The sequence below is a fragment of the Prosthecobacter sp. genome (assembly GCF_020439865.1).
Lineage (GTDB): Bacteria > Verrucomicrobiota > Verrucomicrobiia > Verrucomicrobiales > Verrucomicrobiaceae > Prosthecobacter.
The window spans coordinates 20,599-43,645 of sequence record NZ_JAGRPF010000095.1 but is presented as its reverse complement, the minus strand read 5'-3'; the positions used below and the strand labels follow the sequence as shown (position 1 = coordinate 43,645).

At 59.3% G+C, this 23,047-nt stretch carries 1 protein-coding gene (cut by a window edge); it reads right to left on the bottom strand.

Annotated elements, in window-relative coordinates; genetic code table 11:
• On the bottom strand, nt 1–23,047 hold the 5' portion of the coding sequence (locus KDL09_RS10255; protein ID WP_294384483.1) for an SdrD B-like domain-containing protein. 10,934 nt of this gene lie to the left of the window's left edge; the window shows 23,047 of its 33,981 coding nt (coding positions 1–23,047); the start codon lies at nt 23,045–23,047; its stop codon lies beyond the left edge, outside the window.

The window sequence follows — 23,047 nt, the reverse complement described above, 5'->3', positions numbered from 1 at the left end:
CACCAACGGCGTTGTCCGCACCCGGGCTCATCAGATCGACCTGCACACCGCTGACGCCCGCCTCGGTGCTTTCCTTCAGACCGTTGTTGTTCGAGTCATTCCAGACAAGGTCACCCACCGTGATGCCTGTAAAGAGACCGATATCGATGGTGTTGTTGCCATTGGTGCCGTCTCCATCCACAGCGGTGGCCGGCTCGGCACCCACGGCCAGATCGATCACGGGGCTGTAAACGAACGAACCGGGGCCTGCTGGCTGGCTGCCGTTGTTATCATTGTCCACGTCATTGTCCAAGGTTACCACGACGCCGCCAGCCCCGGGGATGCTCACGGGCGGAGTGACACGCACATAGTATTTGCCGGGCACCAGGTTGGCGAAGGCATAGCCGCCTGTGCTGCTTGTCACAATGCTGGCGCCAACCTGCGAATCCGCATCTGCTCCGGAACCGCCGATCAGATTGTCCGCCCCTGGACTGAACAGCTGCACGGTGGCACCGCTGATGCCAAGTTCGCCCGTATCTCTCTGACCGTTGTTGTTGGCATCATTCCACACGAGGTTGCCAAGGCTGACCCACGGCGAAATCGAGCAAGGTTCAGTGGCGATCGTGAAGACTCCGGCCGCGTCGGTTTCAAACGCCTGCTCGGTCGTGTTGTCCGGTGTGTAGCTGAAGGAGGTCAGAGCGCCGTTGGCATCGTAGGTGGGACCGCTGGTAAGATCCACCAGACGCAGGACGACACCTGTGCTTCCCCCAGTCTCAAGACCTTCCCAGGTGGCGCCGTCCACACCGATGGCGGACCAGTTCGTCGCATTGTTCACCCGGCTGGCATCGATCACCAACTGGAAGCGCACACTGCTGCCCGTTTCGGTCACCTTCTTGAGCAGAATGTCCGAAGCGGTGGTGCTGCCGTCGATGCTGCTGACGAGCAGGTTCGCCGCGGTCTGCCAGCTTTGATAGCCAAGCGCCGGGTCGTAGCGATAGATGGTGACGTTGGGACTGGAACGCGTCAGCCCGTCCACATAGACCACCGCATGATCCGCCGTGGCCGGATTCGAGCCGGTGCTGACAAGGAACCAAAGAGCGTCCACTTTTGCGGCGCCAATCTGGTTCAGAGTGAGATCCAGCGAGAGCCGCGTCAGGGCGGCATCATAGATCATGTCCAGGTTGTCTAGATGCGCGATGCCGGGTGTGTAGTTGAAGTCGTAGGCCTGGTCCGGTGTCCAGTCCGCAATCATGTCGAGAACTCCGTCACGGTTCGCATCAGCCAACTGGTAGTGATAGCACCCTGTCGCGGACGGTCCGGAGGATTTGAAGCCGAAGTCGATCGTCATGTCACCGTTCGCATCATCGGCGTCGTCAAGAGTGTTGAATGCGCCGCTCTCACCCGCGCTGTTGGTGGGTTCCCCGTTGTCCGAGAGAGTGATTAGCGCGCTGCTGATGCCATTGACGGACGGCTGGGCGTTGTCGATGCCATCATCGTTGCCCACGATGTTGTCATCGATGCCGCTGTCAGTCGGTGACGCAGGATAAATGGATACGGTGTTCACCAAGGCCTTGCCGGACGCGAATTCCGAAGCAGGAATGCGCACATAGTAAGATCCGGGGATCACTTTGGTGAACAGGTAGCGGCCACGCGTGCTGCTGCCGGTGCTGGTGGTCGTGCTGGCCACGAAGACACCCGAACTGTCGAGCAGTTCCACGCGCACGCCACCGACGCCCTCACCGGAATCATAGACACCATTGTTGTTGCCGTCCTTATACACGAGGTTGCCGATGCTGCAGAAGGTGGGGCGCAGACCAAAGTCGATCGTGTTGTCGCTGTTGCCGCCGAACGGAGCAAGCAGATTGCCCGGTTCGGTGAGCGCTGAGAGCGTGATCATCGGCGAATAGATTGGAGCTCCGGACGAGGACTGGGTCACGCCGTTGCTGTCGTTGTCGATGCCGTTGTCGGCATTGCTGCTGATGCTGCTGCGGCGTGGATGCGTGATCGGCGGCGTGAGCTTCACATAATACTTGCCCGCGCTGAGTCCGGTAAAGCTGTACAGACCATCCGCACCTGTGGTGAACGTCGCGCCCACCTTGACGTCATCACCATTGTTCACCGTGGAGTCGGTGGAAGAGAACAGTTCCATCTTCGCACCTGACACACCCGTTTCACCGGAATCGACCACCCCATTGTTGTTGGCATCGGAGAAGACAAAATTGCCAAGGCTCAGCGCGGCGCTGAAACCGAAGTCCACCGTCATCTCCTGATTGCCGCCGCTAGCGAGATTCCCAGGTTCTTTGTTCAGCGCTAGATCGATCACCGGACTGGATACCGCCGTTCCCGAACCGCCGGGCTGGACGCCGTTGCTGTCATTGTCCACACCATTGTCCAAATTCACCCCGGGAGAGGCAACCGGCCAAAGCGGGTCAGGCGTCGGAATACGCACGAAGTATTTGCCTGCCGGCAGACCGGCGAAGAGGTAGTAGCCGTTCGCATCCGTCGTTGTCGTGGCAACAGGCTGGTCGTCGCCGGTATTGGTCAGATTGTCCGCTCCCGGGCTAAGCAGTTCCACTGTGAGATTGGGCAATCCGGGTTCACGCGGATTTTTGATGCCGTTGCCATTGCTGTCGGCCCAAACAAAATCCCCAATGGACAAAGTCGGAGGGGAGCAGGTGGCGGCTCCCTGAAGCAAGATATTGTCGATGTCGATGTAACCCCCACCGTCTCCGCCCCAAAGATAGACTTCGATCATGAAGGATTTGCCTGCGAGTTCGGTTCCAGTCGGTAGCGCCGTCGCACCACCGAGGAAGCTGTCCCAAGTCAGATTGAGAGAATACCACGATGCCGTGGCAGGAAGATTGAAAGTGCTCGTCACCGCCGAGCGAATGACACCACCATCTTTCCAAGACAGGATGGCCTTGCCCTGCACCGGTGCGGTGGTGCCGACGCGGAACACATCGAAGAGCAGGTTGCCCATGTTGCCATTGGAGGTCGGATCCATGTCGAAGCGGATCCACAGACTGTCCGGACGCTTCAACAGCGTTGTGGGAGCCACATCGTAACTGGTGTCGTAGGCCGCGTCCCAGTCGCGCATGCGGCGGGAGAGCGCACCGGTGCGGATCGGTCCGTTGTTTGTCGGCTCACTGATGTCAGTCAGGCCGTTCATGTCGTCCTCGATCTGAATCTTGGCCGCGTTCACGATGCAGGGATTCTTGAAGCTCGGAGGCGCAGGCAGACCACCGCTGGCGGCGTTCAGATCATACTCGAGCAGATTGGCCACTGAGGCAGGCACAGCACGGAAGGCGAAGTCGATGCTGTTGTCCGCATCCGCGCCACCGGCGACATCCCCGGGTTCGCGACCAACAGCAAGCGTCACGACCGGGCTGGTGACCGTGGTCCCCTTCCCGCCCGGCTGGCTGCCGTTGTTATCATTGTCCACACCATTGTCTGCCGTGACCTGCGGCCCGGAGGACAGCGGCTCCGCGGCTGGCGGCGTGGAGATGCGCACATAATAGCGCCCCGGTGCGAGGCCGGTGAAAGCATACGCACCTGTTCCATCGGTGCTCGTTGTTCCTTGGGACACGTCATCACCATTGCCGATCACCGTGTCCGTTGTGGAGAAGAGCTGCAACGAGACACCGCTGATGCCCGGCTCACCTGCATCACGCGTCCCGCTTTGATCGAGATCGTCCCAGACGAGATTGCCGAGCGAGAGACCGTTGATCACCAGGATGTAATCGCGTGTGCCGGAGCAACCGGCGCTGTCCTGACTGCGCAATGTAAAGCTGTAGCTGCCGGTGGCCGTCGGTGTGCCGCTGATGACACCACTCGTCGTGTTCAATGTCACGCCCGAAGGAAGGCTGCCGGCCACCAACGAGTAAGTGTAGGGTCCGATACCGCCGCTGCTGCTGACGGTTTGACTGTAGGCCACTCCACGATAACCAGAAGCGATGCTGGCAGGACTGAGTGCGAGAGTCGGACAGTCGATCGTCAGATGGATGGTGGCGCTGCCAACGCAGGCATACACGCCGCGGGCTTCCACGGTGAAGTTGTAGCTTCCCGGTGTTGTCGGCGTGCCGCTGATGACACCGGATGGATTCATTGAAAGCCCTGGAGGAATGCTGCCGCCGGGAAGGCTCCAAGTGTAAGGACCGGTGGCGCCGGAAGCCGACAGCGTGGTCGAGTAAGCCACGCCCACCGTGCCATTTGGCGGCGTCGTCGGTGTGATCGTAACCGTGGGACACTCCAGCGCGAGGATGTAGTTGATCGTTCCAGGACAGTTATTCTGATCCATCGCTTGGATGGTGACGCTGTAATTACCCGCAGTGCTGGTGGGTGTGCCGCTGATCAGACCGGAGGGCGAAATGCTCATGCCCGTGGGGAAAGATCCGGCCGTGCGCGACCAGGTCTTCGTGCCCACGCCGCCTGTGGTGGCAAGCTGCTGCGAGTAGGCGCTGCCAACCGTTGCGGCAGGCAAGGAGGCAGGCGTGATCGTGATTGCCGCGCAGTTCACACCAAGAGCCAGCGTCTGCTGCTTCACACATCCGTTCAGGTCGCTGACCTGTGCCGTGAAGTTGAAGGAACCAACCGCTGTGGTGGTGCCGCTGATCACACCCGCCGAAGAAAGCGTGATGCCAGAAGGCAGCGATCCTGATGCAAGTGACCACGTGTAGGGTGTGGTTCCACCGCTGGCAGTCAGTTGCTGACTGTAGGCTTCCGTCGTCGTGGCCTGTGGCAGGACCGTCGGCGTGACAGTGATAAGCGGACAGTCGAAGATGATCGTGCAGTCCCGGGATCCGGTGCAACCAAACGAGTCCGTGGCCTTCACGCGGAACGAATAGGCTCCGGGAGCCGCTGTCGGCGTGCCGCTAATGATGCCAGTGGTGCTAAGCGTCAGGCCCGCAGGCAAAGCCCCGCTCTCGAGCGCCCACGTATAGGCAGGATTGCCACCGCTCGCGCTCAGTGTCTGGCTGTAGGCCTGATATTGACGACCATTCGACAACGTTGAAGGACTGATCGCGATCACCGGGCAGGTCACACGCACGGTGTAGCTGCGGGTCCCCGAACAGGCGACGCTGTCCGTGCCGCGGATCACCACTGTATAATCACCCGGTGTGGCGGTTGGCGTGCCGCTGATGAGGCCGGCGTTGGTCAGGCTCATGCCGGCAGGCAGCGCACCGCTCTGAATGCTGAAGGTGTAAGGCGCGCTGCCACCCGTGCCGTCCAGCAGCACGGCAGAGTACGATGCAAACTGCTGCGCATCCGCCAGCGTGGCCGGTGTGAGAGTGATCGGCGGGCAGACGACACGAACACTCAGAGCCTGAGTGCTCACACAGTTGTTCGCGTCACGCGCACGCGCCGTGAACGCATACGATCCTGGGGCAGAACCCGGAGTGCCGCTGATCACCCCTGCACTGCTCAAACTCATGCCGGTGGGAAGCGCTCCGCTGCTGATGTCCCACTGATAGGGAGCGGTACCGCCTGCCGCACTCAGGGTGACATTGGTGTAAGCGGCATACTGGGTGGCATCCGAAAGCGTCTTCGGTGTGATGTCGATCGCAGGACACGAAACGGTGAGTGTGTAGCTGCGCACGCCGACGCCACTGTAAAGATCGCTCGCACGAACGGTGAAAGGATAGTTCGAAGGAACCGCCGTCGGAGTTCCGCTTAGCACGCCGGTCGTGGCATCCAGCGTCAGCCCCGCAGGCATGCCGTTGTTGCCGCTGTTGGTGATGTTGTAACGGGCCAGCGCCTCTCCAACCGTGAGTGCTCGGTTGTATATGACCGGCTCATCCAGTGCTCCCGTCCACGCCGTGCCTGCGGTTGCGCTTCCTCCGATTACCAGCGGCTGAGAAGCATGATTGATGGCAGTGGTGAACGGCTTCGAGGAAATCTGGACGCCGTTCACGTAGATGCGCAACATCGTGAGATCGTAGGTGGCCACCACATGATTCCATGCGTTCGTCGTGAGCGCCGCATCCACGAACTCCGAAGTGGAGGCAACGGAGGTGGTGCCATTGATCCAGAAGCGCACGGTGTTTCCTCCACTGATCTGCGTCAGACCGTAACCGTTGGCAGGCGAACCGATGTTTGAAGTCTTGGCGATCAAGACGCGATCACCGGAAGGTGATGCGGCGCCCTGACGCACCCAGGCTTCGAGCGTAATCTGAGAAGGACGCATGACCGACTGATCCGCCACCTGCATGTAATCGTCGCTGCCATCAAAGCTAAACGCACGACCGACCAGTCCGGTGGTGAATGCCACACCATTCATCAGCGCTCCATTGTTTCCGGCCACCAGTTCGGCGGCGCCGTTCTCACCGGGCCACCACGCGGCGGCGCCACTCAAGGCCGAAGGGCCGAAGCTCCAGGTGTAAGGCGAGGTGCCGCCTGAAGCCTGCAGATTCTGCGTGTAGGCCGCATACTGCGTGGCCGCAGGAAGCGTGGCCGGTGTGACGGTCACGATCGCGTTCATGAGCGTCATCGTGTAAACCTGTGTGCCAGCACATCCCTGGCTGTCGGTGCTGCGAACGGTAAAGGTGTAGTTCCCAGGAGCCGCGGCTGCACCTGGTGTGCCGCTGATGATGCCGCCGTTGGTCAATGTCATGCCGCTCGGCAGACTGCCGTTGCTGATCGTGTAGGCATAGCCACCTGCTCCACCGCTGGAGGTAAGCGTGAGCGGATTGTAGGCCGCATACTGTGTGGCCACGGCCACGGTGCCAGGGCTGATGGTAATGGCGGGACAGCCGCGGAAGCCGAAGTCGATGGTGTTCTCGATGTTGGAGTTGCCCGTGCTGCCGGGCTCACCCGCCGCTGTCAGTGTGATCACAGGACTGATTGTCGCAGTGCCGATGCCCCCTGGCTGAAGTGCGTTGCTGTCATTGTCCTCACCATTGTCCGAACCGTCGGCCACACCAGAAGCCAGCGGATAGGCCGCGGGAGCTGTCGGAATGCGCACACGATACGCACCGGGTTGGTAAACGGTGAATCCATACACACCGGAGCTGTTCGTCGTTGTGCTGGCGATGACCGTGTCCGCCGAACCGTCGAGCAACTCCACCGCGATGCCCGAACCAGCGCCGCTCTCCGTGCCGCTGCTGAAGACGCCATCGTTGTTGGCGTCGATGAAGAGTTGATTGCCCAGCTGAATGCCGGTGAAGAGACCGAAGTCAATGGTCAACTCGGTATCAGGATTCGTATCGCCGTCGTTGATCGCCTCGGAACCAATCGCGAGCGTGATGACCGGGCTGTAGATGTAGGTGCCCGGACCACCGGGCTGCGAACCGTTGTTGTCGTTGTTGATGCCATTGTCGAGCGTGACCACATTGCCACCAGTGGCGGGAATACTCGCAGGCGGCGTGATACGAACAACGTATTTGCCGTCGGCAAGTCCGGTGAAGCTGTACGCTCCTGTGGGACTCGTGGTGGTGGAACGGATCAGGAGATCGTCGGCATCCCCCGCAACGTCATTTGTGCTGCTGAAAAGATCAACAGCAACACTACCAATACCGATCTCACTGAACGCGCCGGTGTCACGCACGCCGTTCTTGTTGGCATCGTTCCAGACGAGGTTGCCGATGGTCAGCGTGGCGGAGGGGCTGACCTGGCAGAGATACACGAGGTCGGCGGCCACCGGATTGGTGCTGCTGCCGCCGGAAAGCACGATGGAGGCCGTATCGATCTGCGACTGCGTAGCGGCATTCGCAATGCGGAAACGATAAGTAAACTGACGCCAGACAGGTTGCAGGGAATTGGCAGAAGATTCCGTCCAGCCGTTGTAGTCAGACGCTCCAAACGCCGGATAGGACACCGTTCCCCCGCTGTAGCCGCAGCACTGCTGCTCTCCCGGACCGGTGGCACTCATTTCACCCTGAGGCACCGTATAGTATTGATAGATGCCCGGAGTGGCCCCGGCGATGATTTGGAAGATTTGGGCGTTTGCACCCAGATCCCACAAGATGGAAGCCGCGCCCGCCGATGCGCTCGAAGCCCAGACACTCAGTTCATACTCCTTGCCTGGCTGCAGCACCGTGCTCCAACCGCCGCCCCCCGCAGGACGCAGACTGACGCATGAGTTCGTGCCCTGCATCAGCATCATGCGTTTGCCGTGACGGCTCTTCATGCTTTCCATCCAGGAGACACGAGAACCATTGTTGCCGGAGATGACCTGCACGCGCTGCACCGGCTCACCGAGACCGCTGTTGCCGTTCGTTCCTCCAAGCCACTGGAAGGCGTTGATGTTTGAACCGAAGGAGGTTCCCGAACCATCGTAACCGAACACGGTTGTAGGAGTGCCTGTGGTGTTCGGCAAACCTTGGAACTCAAAGCTCGGGTTGTCGATGAGGTTGGTAATCTGGCACGGATTGAAATTCGAGAAGCCGATGTCGATGCTGCTGTCAGCATCCGTGTCATCTCCATCGACTCCGCTTCCGGGCTCGGTGCCAGGAGACAAGGTGATCAACGGTGTAACCACCGGATCACCGGACGCGACCTGAAGCCCGTTGTTGTCGTTGTTCACGCCGTTGTCGAGCGCCACCTGGTTCGTGCTTACTTTCGGGTAGAAGGTCGGCGGTGTCGGAATACGAACGTAATAGACACCGGGCGGAAGATTGTTGAAGAGATACAGGCCGTTGGCGTCGGTGGTGATGGCGGAACCGATCATCACGTCATCGCCGCCGCCATTGTCCATCACGCCGTTGATGCCGGGCGACCACAACTGCATGCGAAGGTTCGGCACGCCGCTTTCCTTCGAGCCACGCAGTCCATCGTCGTTCATGTCGATCCACACCTGATTGCCGATGGCCATGCCTTTGATCAGGAAGGTGACAGAGGTCACGGCGCTCTGACAGTTGTAGGCATCCGTGGCGCGCACTGTGACGGTGTAGCTGCCCAGCGTGGTTGGTGTTCCGCTCACCGCACCGTCTGATGTCATCGTGAGTCCGGGCGGCATCGAGCCACTGACAAGCGTGAACGAGTACGGGCCGGTGCCGCCGTCCGCGGTGATGCTGTGAGAATAACTGGTGATCAGGTAGCCGTTCGGCGGGGGGGGGCCGCCGAGCGTGATCGTCGGACAAACAGGGGTGAGGGTGTATTCGCGCGAGCCTTCGCATCCATTCGCATCCGCACCTGTGAGAGTAAAAGTGACCGGTGCGGTCGAGGTGGCCGTTCCACTGAGTGCGCCGGTGGCGCTGTCGATGCTGAGCCATGCAGGCAGGCTGGCACCGCTCCATGTCATCGGCGTGGCATTGCTGCCGCTGGCGGAGATCGTCGTCGAGTAAGCACGGCCAATCACCGGAGCGGGCAATGTGGCGGGCGCCAAAGTGATGACCGGACAGACCTGCATCTGGCGGGTGGCAAAACCAAGACAGCCCTCGGCATCCGCGATACGCACGGTGATGCTGGTTCCTTGGGCGTTCTGAGTCGTGGGTGTTCCCGAAATGACACCATCGTTCGAAAGTGCCAGCCCGTCTGGCAATGTGCCGCTGCTCAAAGCATACGTGTAGGGCGCGGTGCCACCCGTTGCCGCCAGTGTCTGCGAATAAGACGTGCCCACCGTTGCTTTGGCAAGAGTGGCAGGCGTCAGATCGAGAGTCGGGCAGCGAGGATCCAGCGTGTAAGCCTGCGTTCCGGTGCAACCATTCGAATCAGTGACTCGAGCAGTGAAGGTGACCAGCGAGTTGTCGGGAGGCGTTCCGGAAAGTTCGCCCGTCGTGCTGTTCAGGGTGCACCAGGCCGGCAGCGTGCCGCTGGCGACGCTGAACTGGTAGGGAGCCGCGCCGCCCGTGGCGCCCAAGGTCTGGCTGTATTGCAGACCCACCGTGGCCGGAGGAAGTGCGGACGGCGTGAGGTTGATGACCGGGCAGACTTGAATCGGCATCACACGTGTTCCGGAGCAGCCATTAGGATCCGTGGCACGGATCGTCACGTTGACGCCCACACCATTCGCGACTGTGGGCGTGCCTTGAATGACACCCGTATCGGCATCAAGCGCAAGACCTGCAGGCAGCGAACCGCTGGCGACACTCCAAACATAACCCAGCCATCCTGTCACAGGCTGCATGCTGTGAGTGGGACCCGACCACTCCAGACCGGCGACTGCATCCCCTGCATTTTCATAATACTCCATGCGAACAGGCACCACCGCTCCGGCTGGCAGAGTGATCGTCGCTGTGAAGGATGTGGCCGACTGATCCTGCCAGTGGTCGATGATCAGCGTGTTGTTCACCCAGAGGCGGACACCGTCATCTGAAGTCGTTTGGAATGTGTACGTCCCTGTGGTGGTCGGACGAATGAAGCCGCTCCAGCGCACGGAGAACTGGTTGGCTGGAATCGAGGCATCCGGTGAACCTGTGCCCCAGTTAAAACCGATCTGCGCATCCTGGCGGGTCAGCACGAGAGTGTTGAAGTTCGAACCCGAGTAATACTGTCCCGTCAGACCGGAAGACGGAGAGGCGGTCAACGTCTGGCTGTAGGCAACTCCCACCTTGGCTGCAGGCGGCACTGCAGGATCAATGGTGATTGTCGGGCAGACGGGCGGCAGGGTGTAAGAACGTGAGCCCGAGCAAAGGTTCGCATCGGTGGCCGTGACGGTGAAGGTAACCGACGTCGAGTTGATCGGAGTTCCTGACAAGACCCCGGTGTTCGGATCGAGGAAGAGCCAGGAAGGCAGCCCTGTGACGCTGAAAACTGCCGGTGAAGCCGAAGTTCCGCTGATCGTGAGGTTTTGTGAATACGGAACCCCGATAAGCGGAGCAGGAAGCGTGGCGGGATTCAGCGTGATGACGGGACAAACCTTGATGTTCACCTCCTGATCCTTGTAGCAAGTGTTGGCGTCCATGACACGCATGGTGACGGTCGAACCACCAACCCCGTTTGTCTCCCCGGTCGGTGTGCCACTGATGGTGCCATCGCTTCCCAGGGTCAAACCATCCGGAAGAGAACCCGACACAATGCTCCATGTGTATGGAGCCGCACCGTTGCTGGCCGACATCACCTGGCTGTAAGCCGTGCCAACAATACCCGGAGCGAGCGTCGTGGATGACACCACAATGGCCGGGCAGGCTCGGAAACCGAAGTCGATGGTGTTCTCGAAGCTGGTGCCCCCGCTTGACCCCGGCTCGGTGCCAGGCGCCAGAGTGATCAGGGGACTAAGTGCCGCGCCCCCGGAACCACCGGTCTGGACACCGTTGCTGTCATTATCCACGCCGTTGTCCAGATTTACCGCGGCAGAAGCCAGTGAATAAGTTGCTGAAGGCGTTGGCACGCGCACTCGATAGGTTCCTGGTGCGCATGCACCAAACTGGTAACGTCCGTCAGCACCAGTAACAGCCGTGAGAATCACCGCATTGGTTCCACCATCAAGCAGTTGCACGGTGATGTTCGGGATGCCGCTCTCAGTTGCTGCATCGAAAACGCCGTTGTTATTGAGATCGGCAAACACAAGGTCGCCGACATCCACACCGTCGTTGAGACCGAAATCGACCGATAGTTCGGTGTTCGGATTGGTGTCGCCATCGTTCATCGGCTCCGTTCCGGGAGCCAGGGTGATCAACGGGCTGTAGAGCGGCGTGCCAGGCCCCCCGGGTTGAAGACCGTTGTTGTCGTTGTTGATGCCATTGTCGAAAGGAACCACCACGCCGGAGGTCGACGGCAGAGATGCCGTGGGCGTGACCTGCACGTAATAGACACCTGGTGCGACATCGCTGAAGACATAGGCACCACTGCTCGTGGTGGTAATGGCCGGGGCCACCTCATAGTCCGCATTCACTCCGGTGCCGCCACGCACGCCGTCCGCACCTGGATGGAACAAGCGAACCACAGCCCCAGCCACACCGGGCTCTCCCAAATCTTTGACACCATCACGATCAGTGTCCTCCCAAACCGCATTGCCGAGACAGAGGCGGGACTCTGCGGCTGGAACTCGCTGGAACACGATCGAATCTTCGATGGCCGATGGATTGTTCCCGTACACTCCTAGTGTATTGCCGTCCGCAGAGATGCCGTCGCCGCCATTGTATACATTCCACGAAGCAAAAGCGCTGTCCTGGGCGGTGTGGCCGTCGGAAATGAGCAGATCCGAAATGCGTGTGTAAGCCGTGGTTGGAGAGTCCCAGAGAACCGCAAAGCTGCCGGATGAACTCTTGCTGTAAATCGATCCCAGCACACGACCCGTGTCGCTGATCGCGCCAACAACACCACCCAGCCCATCCTGTGGCAGCACGCGTGGCAGATTAGTGCGAGCACTGCTCTGCGTGTCATACACGAAGGGCACCGGCACACCTGCAATGCGCTGGCTCGAACCGACGTAGCGTCCGTTGGGGCTGATGCGGCCGCCACGCAGCGAACCACCCGCGAAAGAGACCACCGTTGTGCCCCAGCCACCGGCAGGGCTGCCGCTGATCACCTTGCCCACGCCGCTGCTGTCCACGACCAGCAGTTTCGTACCGTCTGCAGAAGCGTCGAGCACCTCGCGAACGCCGGAGATCGCTGTCCAAACGCGTGAGTTGACGTTCCACCAGCCACCTTGTGTCACCAAAGGACCAGAGGGACCGTCCGGGTCCACTGTTCCAAAAGCATAGGCGCTGTCGGCAGTCAAAGCGCAAGGCAGCGCATAAACACTAGGGTTGTTGTCATACGGTGTGATCAGGCGAGTGACCACACCTGTCGCCTGATTGTAGAACCAGGGAATGACATTAAACTTCGATCCCTGAGTCCACTTCTCGTAACCCACGACGTTGCCGCTGTCATTCACGTCGCCGCCCATCGCATATGGATGAGAGGAATTCACCAGCGGGACGTCCACGGTCTTGAGTGAGAGCGTGTTCATGACAAAGCCGCGTGTCTTGAGACCAAATCGAATTCCCGTGATCCAGCGTCCGTCCGGAGACATGTTGTAAACACAATTGCCTTCGCTCTGTGTCTCACCGCCAAAAACGTCGCGACCGATGCGAGTCACCAGATAGTTGAGACCCGTGGTGCGTCCGAGATTGTCAGGGCAGCTTCCGGAGGCAGGAGCCACAAGCAGCGTGCGGTTAAAGGTGCTTTCGCATCCATTCGCATCCGTCACAGAGAAAATCACACTGGCGCCACCGGCCGCAGTGGGGATACCGCTGATCACACCGTCAGAACTCAAGGACATACCGTCCGGCATGCTGCCCACCACCGAGTAAACATATGGACCGGCGCCACCTGACACAGACAGAGCGACGTTATACGCGGTGCCGGCGGTACCGCTCGGCAACGGCGACGGTGAAAGCATGAAGGTCGAGCACTTCGAGAGTCCAAAGTCGATCGTCATCTCCGAATTCGGATCCACGTCTCCGTTGGTCACCGACTCCGTGCCAACCACCAGGGAGAACACGGGGCTGATCAAATACCTGCCTGCTCCGTCGGGCTGGCTGCCGTTGTTGTCGTTGTCGACTTGATCATCCTCGGTCACCGGAGTGCCTGATGTGAAGGGCAGCGACACAGGAGGCGTGACGCGCACGAAGTATTGTCCCGGAGCCATGCCGGTGAAGTTGTAGAGACCGGAAGAATCGGTGTTGGCCGTGCCAACCAAGGTGTCTGCATCCGCACCCGATCCACCCACGGCGTTGTCAGCCCCCGCTGATAACAACTCCACCAGCACTCCCGACACTCCGGCTTCACCCGCATCATGGGTGCCGCTGTTGTTCGCATCATTCCAAACAAGATTTCCCAATTGCAGACGGGCCACTTCGAAGTCCTGTCCAGTGAGGTTCTGATTCGTTTCCAGAGCGACGCTGATGTTGTCCGGAACTACTCCGTCAACGTCGTTCCAAGGATAGTAGGTCGCGGCCGAAGTATGTGTGACGAAGTAGTCTCCGGGAAGGAGGTTGGCAAAGCTGTAGGCACCCGTGGCGTTCGTCGTGGTGGTGTAAGTCTGGTCGTCCGCGGTGCCCGGGATGGTATCGTTGCCGGCATAGGTCAGCGTCACCGTGACTCCCGAAAGACCGGTTTCACCAGCCTGAGCAACACCGTCACCGTTGCCGACGACAACACGTCCTGCCACGCTGCTGAACTGCTGCCTGTAACCGAAATTCCTGCCGTTCACGTCGGCAGTAAGAGAAGTGATGACCGTCTGCTGATCTTTGGTGGCATCAGGATCGCCCGTCTGTGTGTAGCCTTGGGTGATGAGAGAACCACCGTGTGCCACCAGAGTCACCTTGGATCCCGTTGCGATTCCCGTGAAACTGAAATTGCCGCTGGCATCAGTCGTCAAGGTGAGCGTGTCATCCGTGGTGCCATCGTTGTTGGAATCCACCAAAGCCTGAACCATGACGCCCGAAATTCCGGGTTCCGTGCCATTGATGACACCGTCACCCGCAACACCACCACCCTGTCCGCCGTCATTCCACACACGCCCGCTCAGGGCAAAAACCGTGGCAGGAATGCTGTAACCAAAATCGAGACCGCTGACCGTTCCTCCATTGGTGATGGTGACTGTCGCATTCCCGTCCAGCGGAGCCACGGGGTCGGCCGTAGGGGTGGTCGAGTAGCCCATGGGCAGGCTGTCGGAGCGGACCTTGATGAGGTGCACGGCATTGGCCAGACCCTCGAAGCGATAAACTCCATCAACGCCCGTGACATACTCTGCCAGCAGCGAGGTTCCCGTGGAGTCGTAAAGTTCAACCAGCACATCGGTGAGTCCGCTCTCACCACTTTGACGTGAGCCGCTGGCGTTCGCATCTGCGTAAACAGTTCCAGCGGCAACACCCGCGTGGTCACGGCCAAAGTTCACGTCCTCGATCTCATTACCACCAACGAGGTTCATATGATAAGACGTTGGAGTGGTCAGACGGGTCAGTGTCGAAGGGATGTCCGGATCAGTTGTCAGGTAGGATACAGTGTAACTGCCGGGCACCACCAAGATTTCATAACTGCCGTCTCCAGTGCTGTTCACTGTTCTGGAGACCGCGCCGCCAGACAATGCCGTCCCCGCCACTGTGACCGCTACATTCGGAAGCCCCGGCTCCCCGATGCTGCGCAGACCATCTGAGTTCACGTCATGGAACACACTGCCCTCGATCAACGCGAGTTCACCAAAGCCAAAATCCACTGTGAGTACGCTGCCCGCTGCCGGAAGATCGACTGCGATCTCTTCCCCGGTGGTGGGAAGCATGGTGTCGAAACGGCCCGCGTTAGGACTGGTGGAGGGCGCCGGAACATGCTGTTCTTCGACACGGACCACATACCGGCCCGCGGGCAGATGATCCAGCAGGTAGTAGCCACTGGAGTCCGTGGTGGTTGATCGGAGGATGCGTTCCGTCGCATCCACCTTGCCATTGGCATTGTCGTCCGAGTAGAGTGAGACACCGATGGATGCGATACCGGGCTCGTCATCGGCATTGCCCAGAATATTGTCCGCACCGTCCAGGTCCTGCACGCCATCAAAATTGGTATCGTAGAACACTCTGTCGCCGATGGAGCCAGAGTGATTGTGACCGAAATTCGCATTGGTGATGTTCTGTGCCGCAGCGAGCGTGATCCGGTTCAATCCGGTGGTCAGAGACAAAGTCGACGGACCGGACACCAGCAGCACGCCTGTCGGCAGGGTGCTTTCAACAACGTCCACCAGATACTTGGCGGCGCCAAGCCCGCTGAAGGCGTAGGCCCCGTTCACATCACTCAATGCCTGCCGCATCAGCAGGTCAGAGGACTCGATGGTGCCGTTGTTGTTAAGGTCACGATACAAGCGAACGGTGATACTGCCGAGGAACGGTTCCGTAACGTCAACGACGGCGTCTTGATTAAAATCCAGCCATGTCACACCGCGAATCGAACCGCCATTGGGATCGGGCGGGATGAAGCCGAAGTCTGCGTCATCGATCTGCGCGCCGTTCGCAGGGAGGGTGCGCTGCAATTCAGGCGGAGTTGTGGCCACCCAGTCGGCAGGAAGTGTAGCCAGATTAACGCTCACGGTCCACGGAGCGCCTCCGTTGGCCGTCAAGCCGAACACACGATAACGACCGAGACCGTCGCTTACCGCAGTTTTAGTGAGTGTGCCGTTGGAGACCGTAACCTTCACTCCAGAAAGACCGGGTTCTCCGGCGTCCCTGACGCCGTTGGCATTCTTGTCTGCGAAAACCGTGTCACCAATACTGCCGCTCAGAGCGGTTTGGACCACCTGGCTCGGAGTCTGAGGAATCACACCGGGAGTCGCAGCGCAGGCGAGCGCCTGATAGTCGGTGTAGGCGGCAAAGGTTGCGGTCAAGGAGACCTGGCGCGTTGCTGCTCCCGTGGTCGGATCAATCTGCCAGAGGATGTTGTTGGTGACTGCGGTCCCGCCGCTGCCGGTCGTCGCACGCAGAACTTCGGCCGCATCAAAATTTAGACCACCCACATCATCGATGCCGGTCGTGGTGCCGGCGATCACGATGCGACCAATATCAGTCACCGCCCCAGTCAGAGGATCAATTTTGACCAGATGATCCATATCTCCAAAACCGGTGACAGAATCATTGGCCACGGCAAACAACTCGCCCGTTCGAGGCAGGAAGCTGATGTCATCGATGTCGTAGAGCGCCGTGGAAAGCGCATTGGTTCCCACAACGACGTAATCCACACCTGCGCCGAATGCATCTTCCACATGCATGCCTGTGTCCGGGTCGATCTGGAAGAGAACATCTAGCAGGGTGTTTGACTTGCTCGCGTCCTCACGACGATGAATCGCGAAAATCAGCCCTGATGCAGGATCGATGTCCATCGCGGTAATTTTAAGGACCGTGAAGTTGCCGAGCGGACCTTCGAGTGGATTGGTGGCGTCCGCAGCCCTTCCAATGGTTGTCATTCCTACGCCCCCCTGAGGATAGCCAGACAATTCGACGGCATCGATTTCTTCATAACCAGACTTTGCGGTTCGAATGATGACAGAGTCCACCAGGTAGCTCGTGAGAGGAAAAGTAACTTCAAAATATCCAGGGACAGTCGTGGTGTCTGAAGGAATTGAGAGCGCGTGGCTCGTGCCGTCTGGTTCGACCAATTCGACCCCCGTCACAAAACTGCCGAGGTAGGTCTCTCTGATCCGAACAGAGTTCGCGTAAACCGGCGTGGTATAACCCAGCTGGATATATTCCGGATTGCTGGTGTTGGTGGAAGGCGACCACGCGGTTCCGTAATCGCCAGCTTGCGGAGTGTCAGGTGCTCCCAAGGCCTGAATGGCTCTCCAACTGTTTCCGTCGTTCGTCCATTCACTGCTGAAACCCACCACACGGGAAGCCCATTGTGAGATGGCAGATGAAGCCCCCCCTGGAGTGATCAACCCAATCCGGTCTGCCCCGGAACCCACCGTTGGATCACGATCGGCGGCGTAAAGCTGGCCGTTTGGCGTAAGGACAATCGCACGCACCTGAGTCGTGCCGGTGGCACCCAAATCCGTCACCACACCCCGATCAACCTTTAGAAGGCGGTCATCTTCAGCACCGCTGGTCAGATTAGCGACCATGAAGCAGCCACGGAATTCGTTTGTCTGAATCGTGGCCACGTTGTCCACGGAATCCAGCGCACTCGCGTCGGTGATGTTTGCGGTCAGCGTCAGAGGGCGCGTGGTGATGACCCCATTAGAAACAGCGGCCGGGAAACTACGCCCCCCGGAGGCGAAGGCGGCGTTGGAAAAGCTCAGCAGTCCGGGTGTCGTTCCGGCAGAGACACTGTAGGTCCAGGTGAAGGTGACCGATCCACCCGAAGGCACCGTGGCACTGGCAGGCGAGGGTCCGCTGACTTTGGTCGCGGTCGTGCCATTGGTGCCGGAGACCGACAACGAAGGGGGAGAGACTCCGTTGATCTGCCCGGAACTTGACTCAATCGTCATGCTGACGGTGGCGGTACCGCCATGCAAGACCAGCGCAGGTTGCACTTCAAGATTCACGGTCAATTCGGTCGGAATCGGAGCTCCGTAGTCCACCATGGCACCACCCGCTTTGATGTTCACAGGCAGACTGGGGAGCGAAGCCCAGGTGTTTGACGACGGGCTGTAACGCCAGGCGTATTTGGTCCCGTCGCCGCGCAGTGCGTAGATGGTGGACCCGGCAAATGCCAGGGCCGCGCCGTCCTTGGCAGTACCAGGCGCGGAAGCGCGGGTGCTCCAACGATTGGTGCTGCGGTCGTAACGGTAGAACTCCGTACGGTCCCCACCTCGGAACGCATAGATGTGGGTGCCGTCGAATGCGAGCGCCCCGCCGGAGCTGATACCGCTGGGAGTCGAAGCAAGCGTAGACCACTTATTGGTCGACGGGTCATAACGGTAGAAACTGCTCTTCCCATCACCACGCAACGCGTAGAGGTAGGTGCCATCGCTCGTCAGCGCACCACCGTTCTTCACGTTGCCAGGCAGAGATGCCCGTACGCTCCAGGAGTTGCTGGAAGGATCGTAGCGATAGAAGGACGAAGTCCCCTTCCCGCGCATGGCATAGAAAAACGGCGCCTTATAAATCAGAGCTCCGCCTTCCTTGATGCTGGCCGGAGCATTGGCCCGCGTCGTCCATGCATTGCTGCTGGGATCATAGCGCCAGAAGGAGGTGGAGTCGTTGCCACGCAGGGCGTAGAGGTACGTACCGTCCGAGGAGATCGAACCGCCCCAGTTCACGCTGGCCGGAGCGTTGGCGCGTGCCACCCACGAACTGGTGCCTGCATCATAGCGATAGAAGCCGGTTTTGCTGTCACCCTGGAAGGCATAGAGGTTCAAGTTTTGCACCAAAGAACCTGGTGTGCCCTCCGTGGTGCTTCCGAGGTTCCACGTCACGCTCTGTCCGGTGCCTGTGCTGGAGACATTGAGACTCGGTGAAGCCCCCTGGCCAAAAACATAAGTACCGGCCGAGGCACCACACGTAAAGTTGATGTCACCGCTGCCGACGCCCGCATCCACCTGATACGTCCACGTGAAACTCTTGGTGCCAGCGGCGGCGATGTCGCCGTTGGCAGGAGAAGGTCCGTTGACCAGTGTCGCCATGGCGCTGCCGGAAGCATTGACCATCGGCATCTCGGGCACCACGCCGGTCATGGCACTGTTGCTGCCCAGCGTCATCGTCAAAGTCACCAGATCACCGTTGCGGCACAGGGTTTTTGACACACTCAGAGCCGTGGTCGTCAAGGGAGTGGCGCTTGCCGCGCGGAACGCAGCCCAGTAGTTGGAACTTCCGATGCCGTTTACTCTAGAATCGGTACCAACCTGGAAGCCGTCTGAGAGAAGCGACTGGATATTGTTGCCAACATTGGAAGTGGCGGCGGCAAACAAGGATAGATCTCCCGTGAGGCTCGACGGCCGCATCACAGCCGACACATTGGAAGTGCTGCGCAACAGCACGAACGAGGGAGCAAAGCCCGCGTCACTGATGTTGCGGTCATCCCCGCCATTGCCGTCGTAAAGGCCAGTGGTGGTGACGCCGTCAACCGGCTTCCATGCCACGTAATGATAGACGGTGGATCCGGCGTTGTTCCCTGCACCGACCTGAAAACCTGACGACGTCAGCCCGGTGATCAGGTTCGTAACCGCCGAACCTCCTGTGAACAGGAAGGACTCACTGTCCTCCATCACATCCATTTTCATCGAGGCAGCTGCGGAAGCGGCGGGAAGAACAAATACCGTTGCCGGTTTGAATCCAACACTCGTGATGGTGCGGCTGGAGGAGCCATTTCCCGTATAACTGCCAACGCTCAGCACACCGCTGGCCGCTCGGAAGGCGATCCAGTCGTAGCGCATTCCGTTGGAGTTCACCGTGGAATTGTTGCCCACCTGAAATCCGTCGCTCATCAGGGACTGGATTAAATTGGAGGTGAGCGAATTTGCGGTGACCAGTTTCGAAGCATCACCGCTCATCGTCGAGGTGCGGATGGCGGGCGTGACGCTGCTCGCCCCCTTGATGATGACAACGTCCGGCCGGAAGCCAAGTCCCGCGATGTTTCGATTGTCCACTCCATTGCCTGTGTAGGAGCCGGTGAGCATCTGCACAGTAGGATTGCCGGCGCTGCCATTCACCGCCGGCTGGGAGACGAAGGTGCTCACCGTCCCACCCTGCCCTGCGCTGACAAAAGTGGTGCCGGCAGGAAGAACGTCATTGATCGAAAGACCGGTCAGAGCATCGGCACCGGAATAGTTCGGAGTGAGCGTATAGACGATCTGATCTCCCTGAACGGCAGAACTGCGGTTGGCCGTCTTGCTGAGGAGCTGCACAAAAGCAAAGTCAACATCCATGTTGGACTCACCCACATCAAGGGTCAGGGCGATCTGTTCTGTCGTAAGCTGGTAGCCAGGAGGCACTGCTGCAGAAGTGGAGTCCAGCACCACAACGTAACTTCCCGCACCGAGATCACCGACGAGATAGTGCCCTGTAATATCGGTGACAACAGTGCGAAGCAGTTCGGACGTATCCGGAAAACCGTTCCCATTCACGTCTGCGTACACCATGACCGGCACGCCCACCACAGGCAGATCACCGGTGTCGTTGACGCCGTTGCCGTTGTTGTCGATGAACACTTCATCACCCAGCGAAGCAGGCTGTTCACGCCAGAAACCAAAGTCGGCTCCATTGTAGACTCCTCCCAGATTCTGTATGATCACCGGATCTGGCGTGGTGATGCGCACCGGCGTGCCACCGAGCGCGGCAGGAATGTCGGCGTCGTTTTCATCCACATCGACGATGTAGGGCAGGCCCGTGGCGAGGTTCGAGAACTGATAAACGCCTGCGCTGTCGGTGGTCGTCGTCGAGAGAAGAAGGTCGGAGCCTGCATCAAGCTTGCCGTTGGCATTGCTGTCCACATACAGACGCACCGTGACGTTTGGGATGCCAAGGTCGGTGCCATCCTGATAGCTGCCATCTTTGCCCGTGTCGTTGAACACCATGTCTCCAATGCTACCGGATCCGCCGGGACGATAACCAAAGTCCACATCCATGCGTTCCTGCCCCGCCGTCACCGACACCACTGCCTGATTCGCGCTGCCAATGCCAAGACCGTCCAGATCATACGTCGGCACATAACCTGAGGGCCAACCGGAAACGCGCACCACGTAACTGGCAGGCGATGGAATGCCGCCAAAGACATATTTCCCCGAAGCGTCGGTCTGGCGGGTCGAGATCAACGTCGTGCCGGCGCCATCCCAGAGCTGCACCGTAACACCTGACAAACCCTCCTCACCCGCGTCCTGAACCCCATTGCCGTTCCAGTCACGAAACACCGTATCACCAATGCGCGCGCCCCCCACATTCACCGGAGCAAGAGCGCCAGTAGACATAACCTTGCCACCATACTCATAGCTGAAGCTGTTCGTGTATGTGCCAGTCTGCTGTGAGTCACTGATTTTGGCATTGAAGGTGATCTCAAGCTTTTTTCCGGCATTAATGGATTGGCCCACTGTAAACTTCGGCCTTGCCGGATTCGTGTTGTCCACCACAACACCGCCAGTCCCAGCAACAGCACCATTCACCTTTGCGGACACCAGACTCTGATACGTGAACCCAGACGGGAGATACTCCGAAATGACCATCGGTGTGGCACTGCCGGTAGTTCCCGCGTTTTCAATTACCAGCTTGTAGGCAACCGTGTTGCCCGGCTGTGCGTTCGACGGCGCGACCGTTTTATCAGGGTAGAGAAGAGCCTGGCTTGTGATGTCGATGATTTCCATCGTGCTGGCCTTGGGCGTCTGATCGCTACGGGTGGAGGCGGTGTTCACCTGGATGCCATTGCCGCTGGCTTTCACGTTCAGACGGAACGTCTTCACAGTCTGCGGCGCCATGCTGCCGAGATTCCACGTCAAGGTGGAGGTTCCGCTGGTCACTGCAGGCACTGCGCTCACAAACTGCACGCCAGAAGGAAGGACGTCCTCAACCACCACATTGGTCAACGTGATGAAACCAAAGTTCACCACCGAGATGTCATAATAAAAATTTTCCCCCGGAGCCACGATGGGCTTGGAGGCGTGCTTGGCGATGAAGGGCTTGCCTGCCAGATCTGTTCTGGTCGGCTCATAGTAGCGCCAGAGATGGTCCTTGTTGTTGAACTCACCACCGGCGTCACCACCAAAGGTATCGGCGTAAGATTGAAGGAACCCGTCCGAGTCGAAGGGAGATCCGGCCTCGCCTGGGTCCTTGAGAATCTTCAACTGCACCCGGCTGTATTCAGGACGAAAGAGTTCCAGATTTCCCCAGGCCATACGGATCGCTTTGGGACTCGTCGTGTCATTCCAACTCGTCGTCGGTGGCAGTGGATTGGCGGGGCTGAGGTCATAGCCAATGTTGGTGGCGTCCACACCGACGTAACCAAGATCGGACCCCTGCCGGCCCGGTTCGTCCTTGCCGGCCATGCTTCCAGAGTAGCGAATGCGCTGCCATGGCCCGACGCTGCTGACTGAGAGTTTCATGCGATTGGGGTTGGTCACCTGCGTGTCCCAGACCGTCTTGTCGAAATGCCACGCATAACCGCTTTCGGGTCCGGCCACGCCGCTCCCCATGCCCCAAGGAGTGTTGCCACGTTGATCGTCCGAATCCACCAAGGCCCCAGGTGATTTCGATCCCCAAGCCAGCAACTGCTCCGCATCCCAGCGAGTGGTGGGGATCACCACATCACCCGAGTTGTTCGTGACATAGTTGTCGGCGGTGGTGCCGATGTTGTTATCAAGTCCGCCAGTGGTCACCCAGCTCTGCCACACCGTCTTAGGGTCTGTAGAATAAAAAATTCCGGTATCAGCATAAACACCGGCCATCGTGCCGCGCATGATCCCCGTGGAGCTATCCACTGCAAAACTCTTCTGCCCAACGATGTTGGGACCGAGTTCGAGCCCCTTGAGTGCACTTTGGGCTTTGGCCGATATCGAGCCATCCCCCAGCGATAGAATTGATTGCCCCTTCATCGCAAGGTTCACGAAATCGCCCTTGTTGTCGATATAGCCATACTGAGCACCCACCACCTGGGTCCCGATCGGGACAAAAAAAGTCGAGTAGCCTCCCGCTCCTGTAGGGGTTCCCACATCCGGAGTCGCTTTGATGACCAACCCAACAATGTCTCCAGCCTTCAGCAACTGCTGCCCCGCCTTGGCACGCTGCTTAATCATTTGCAT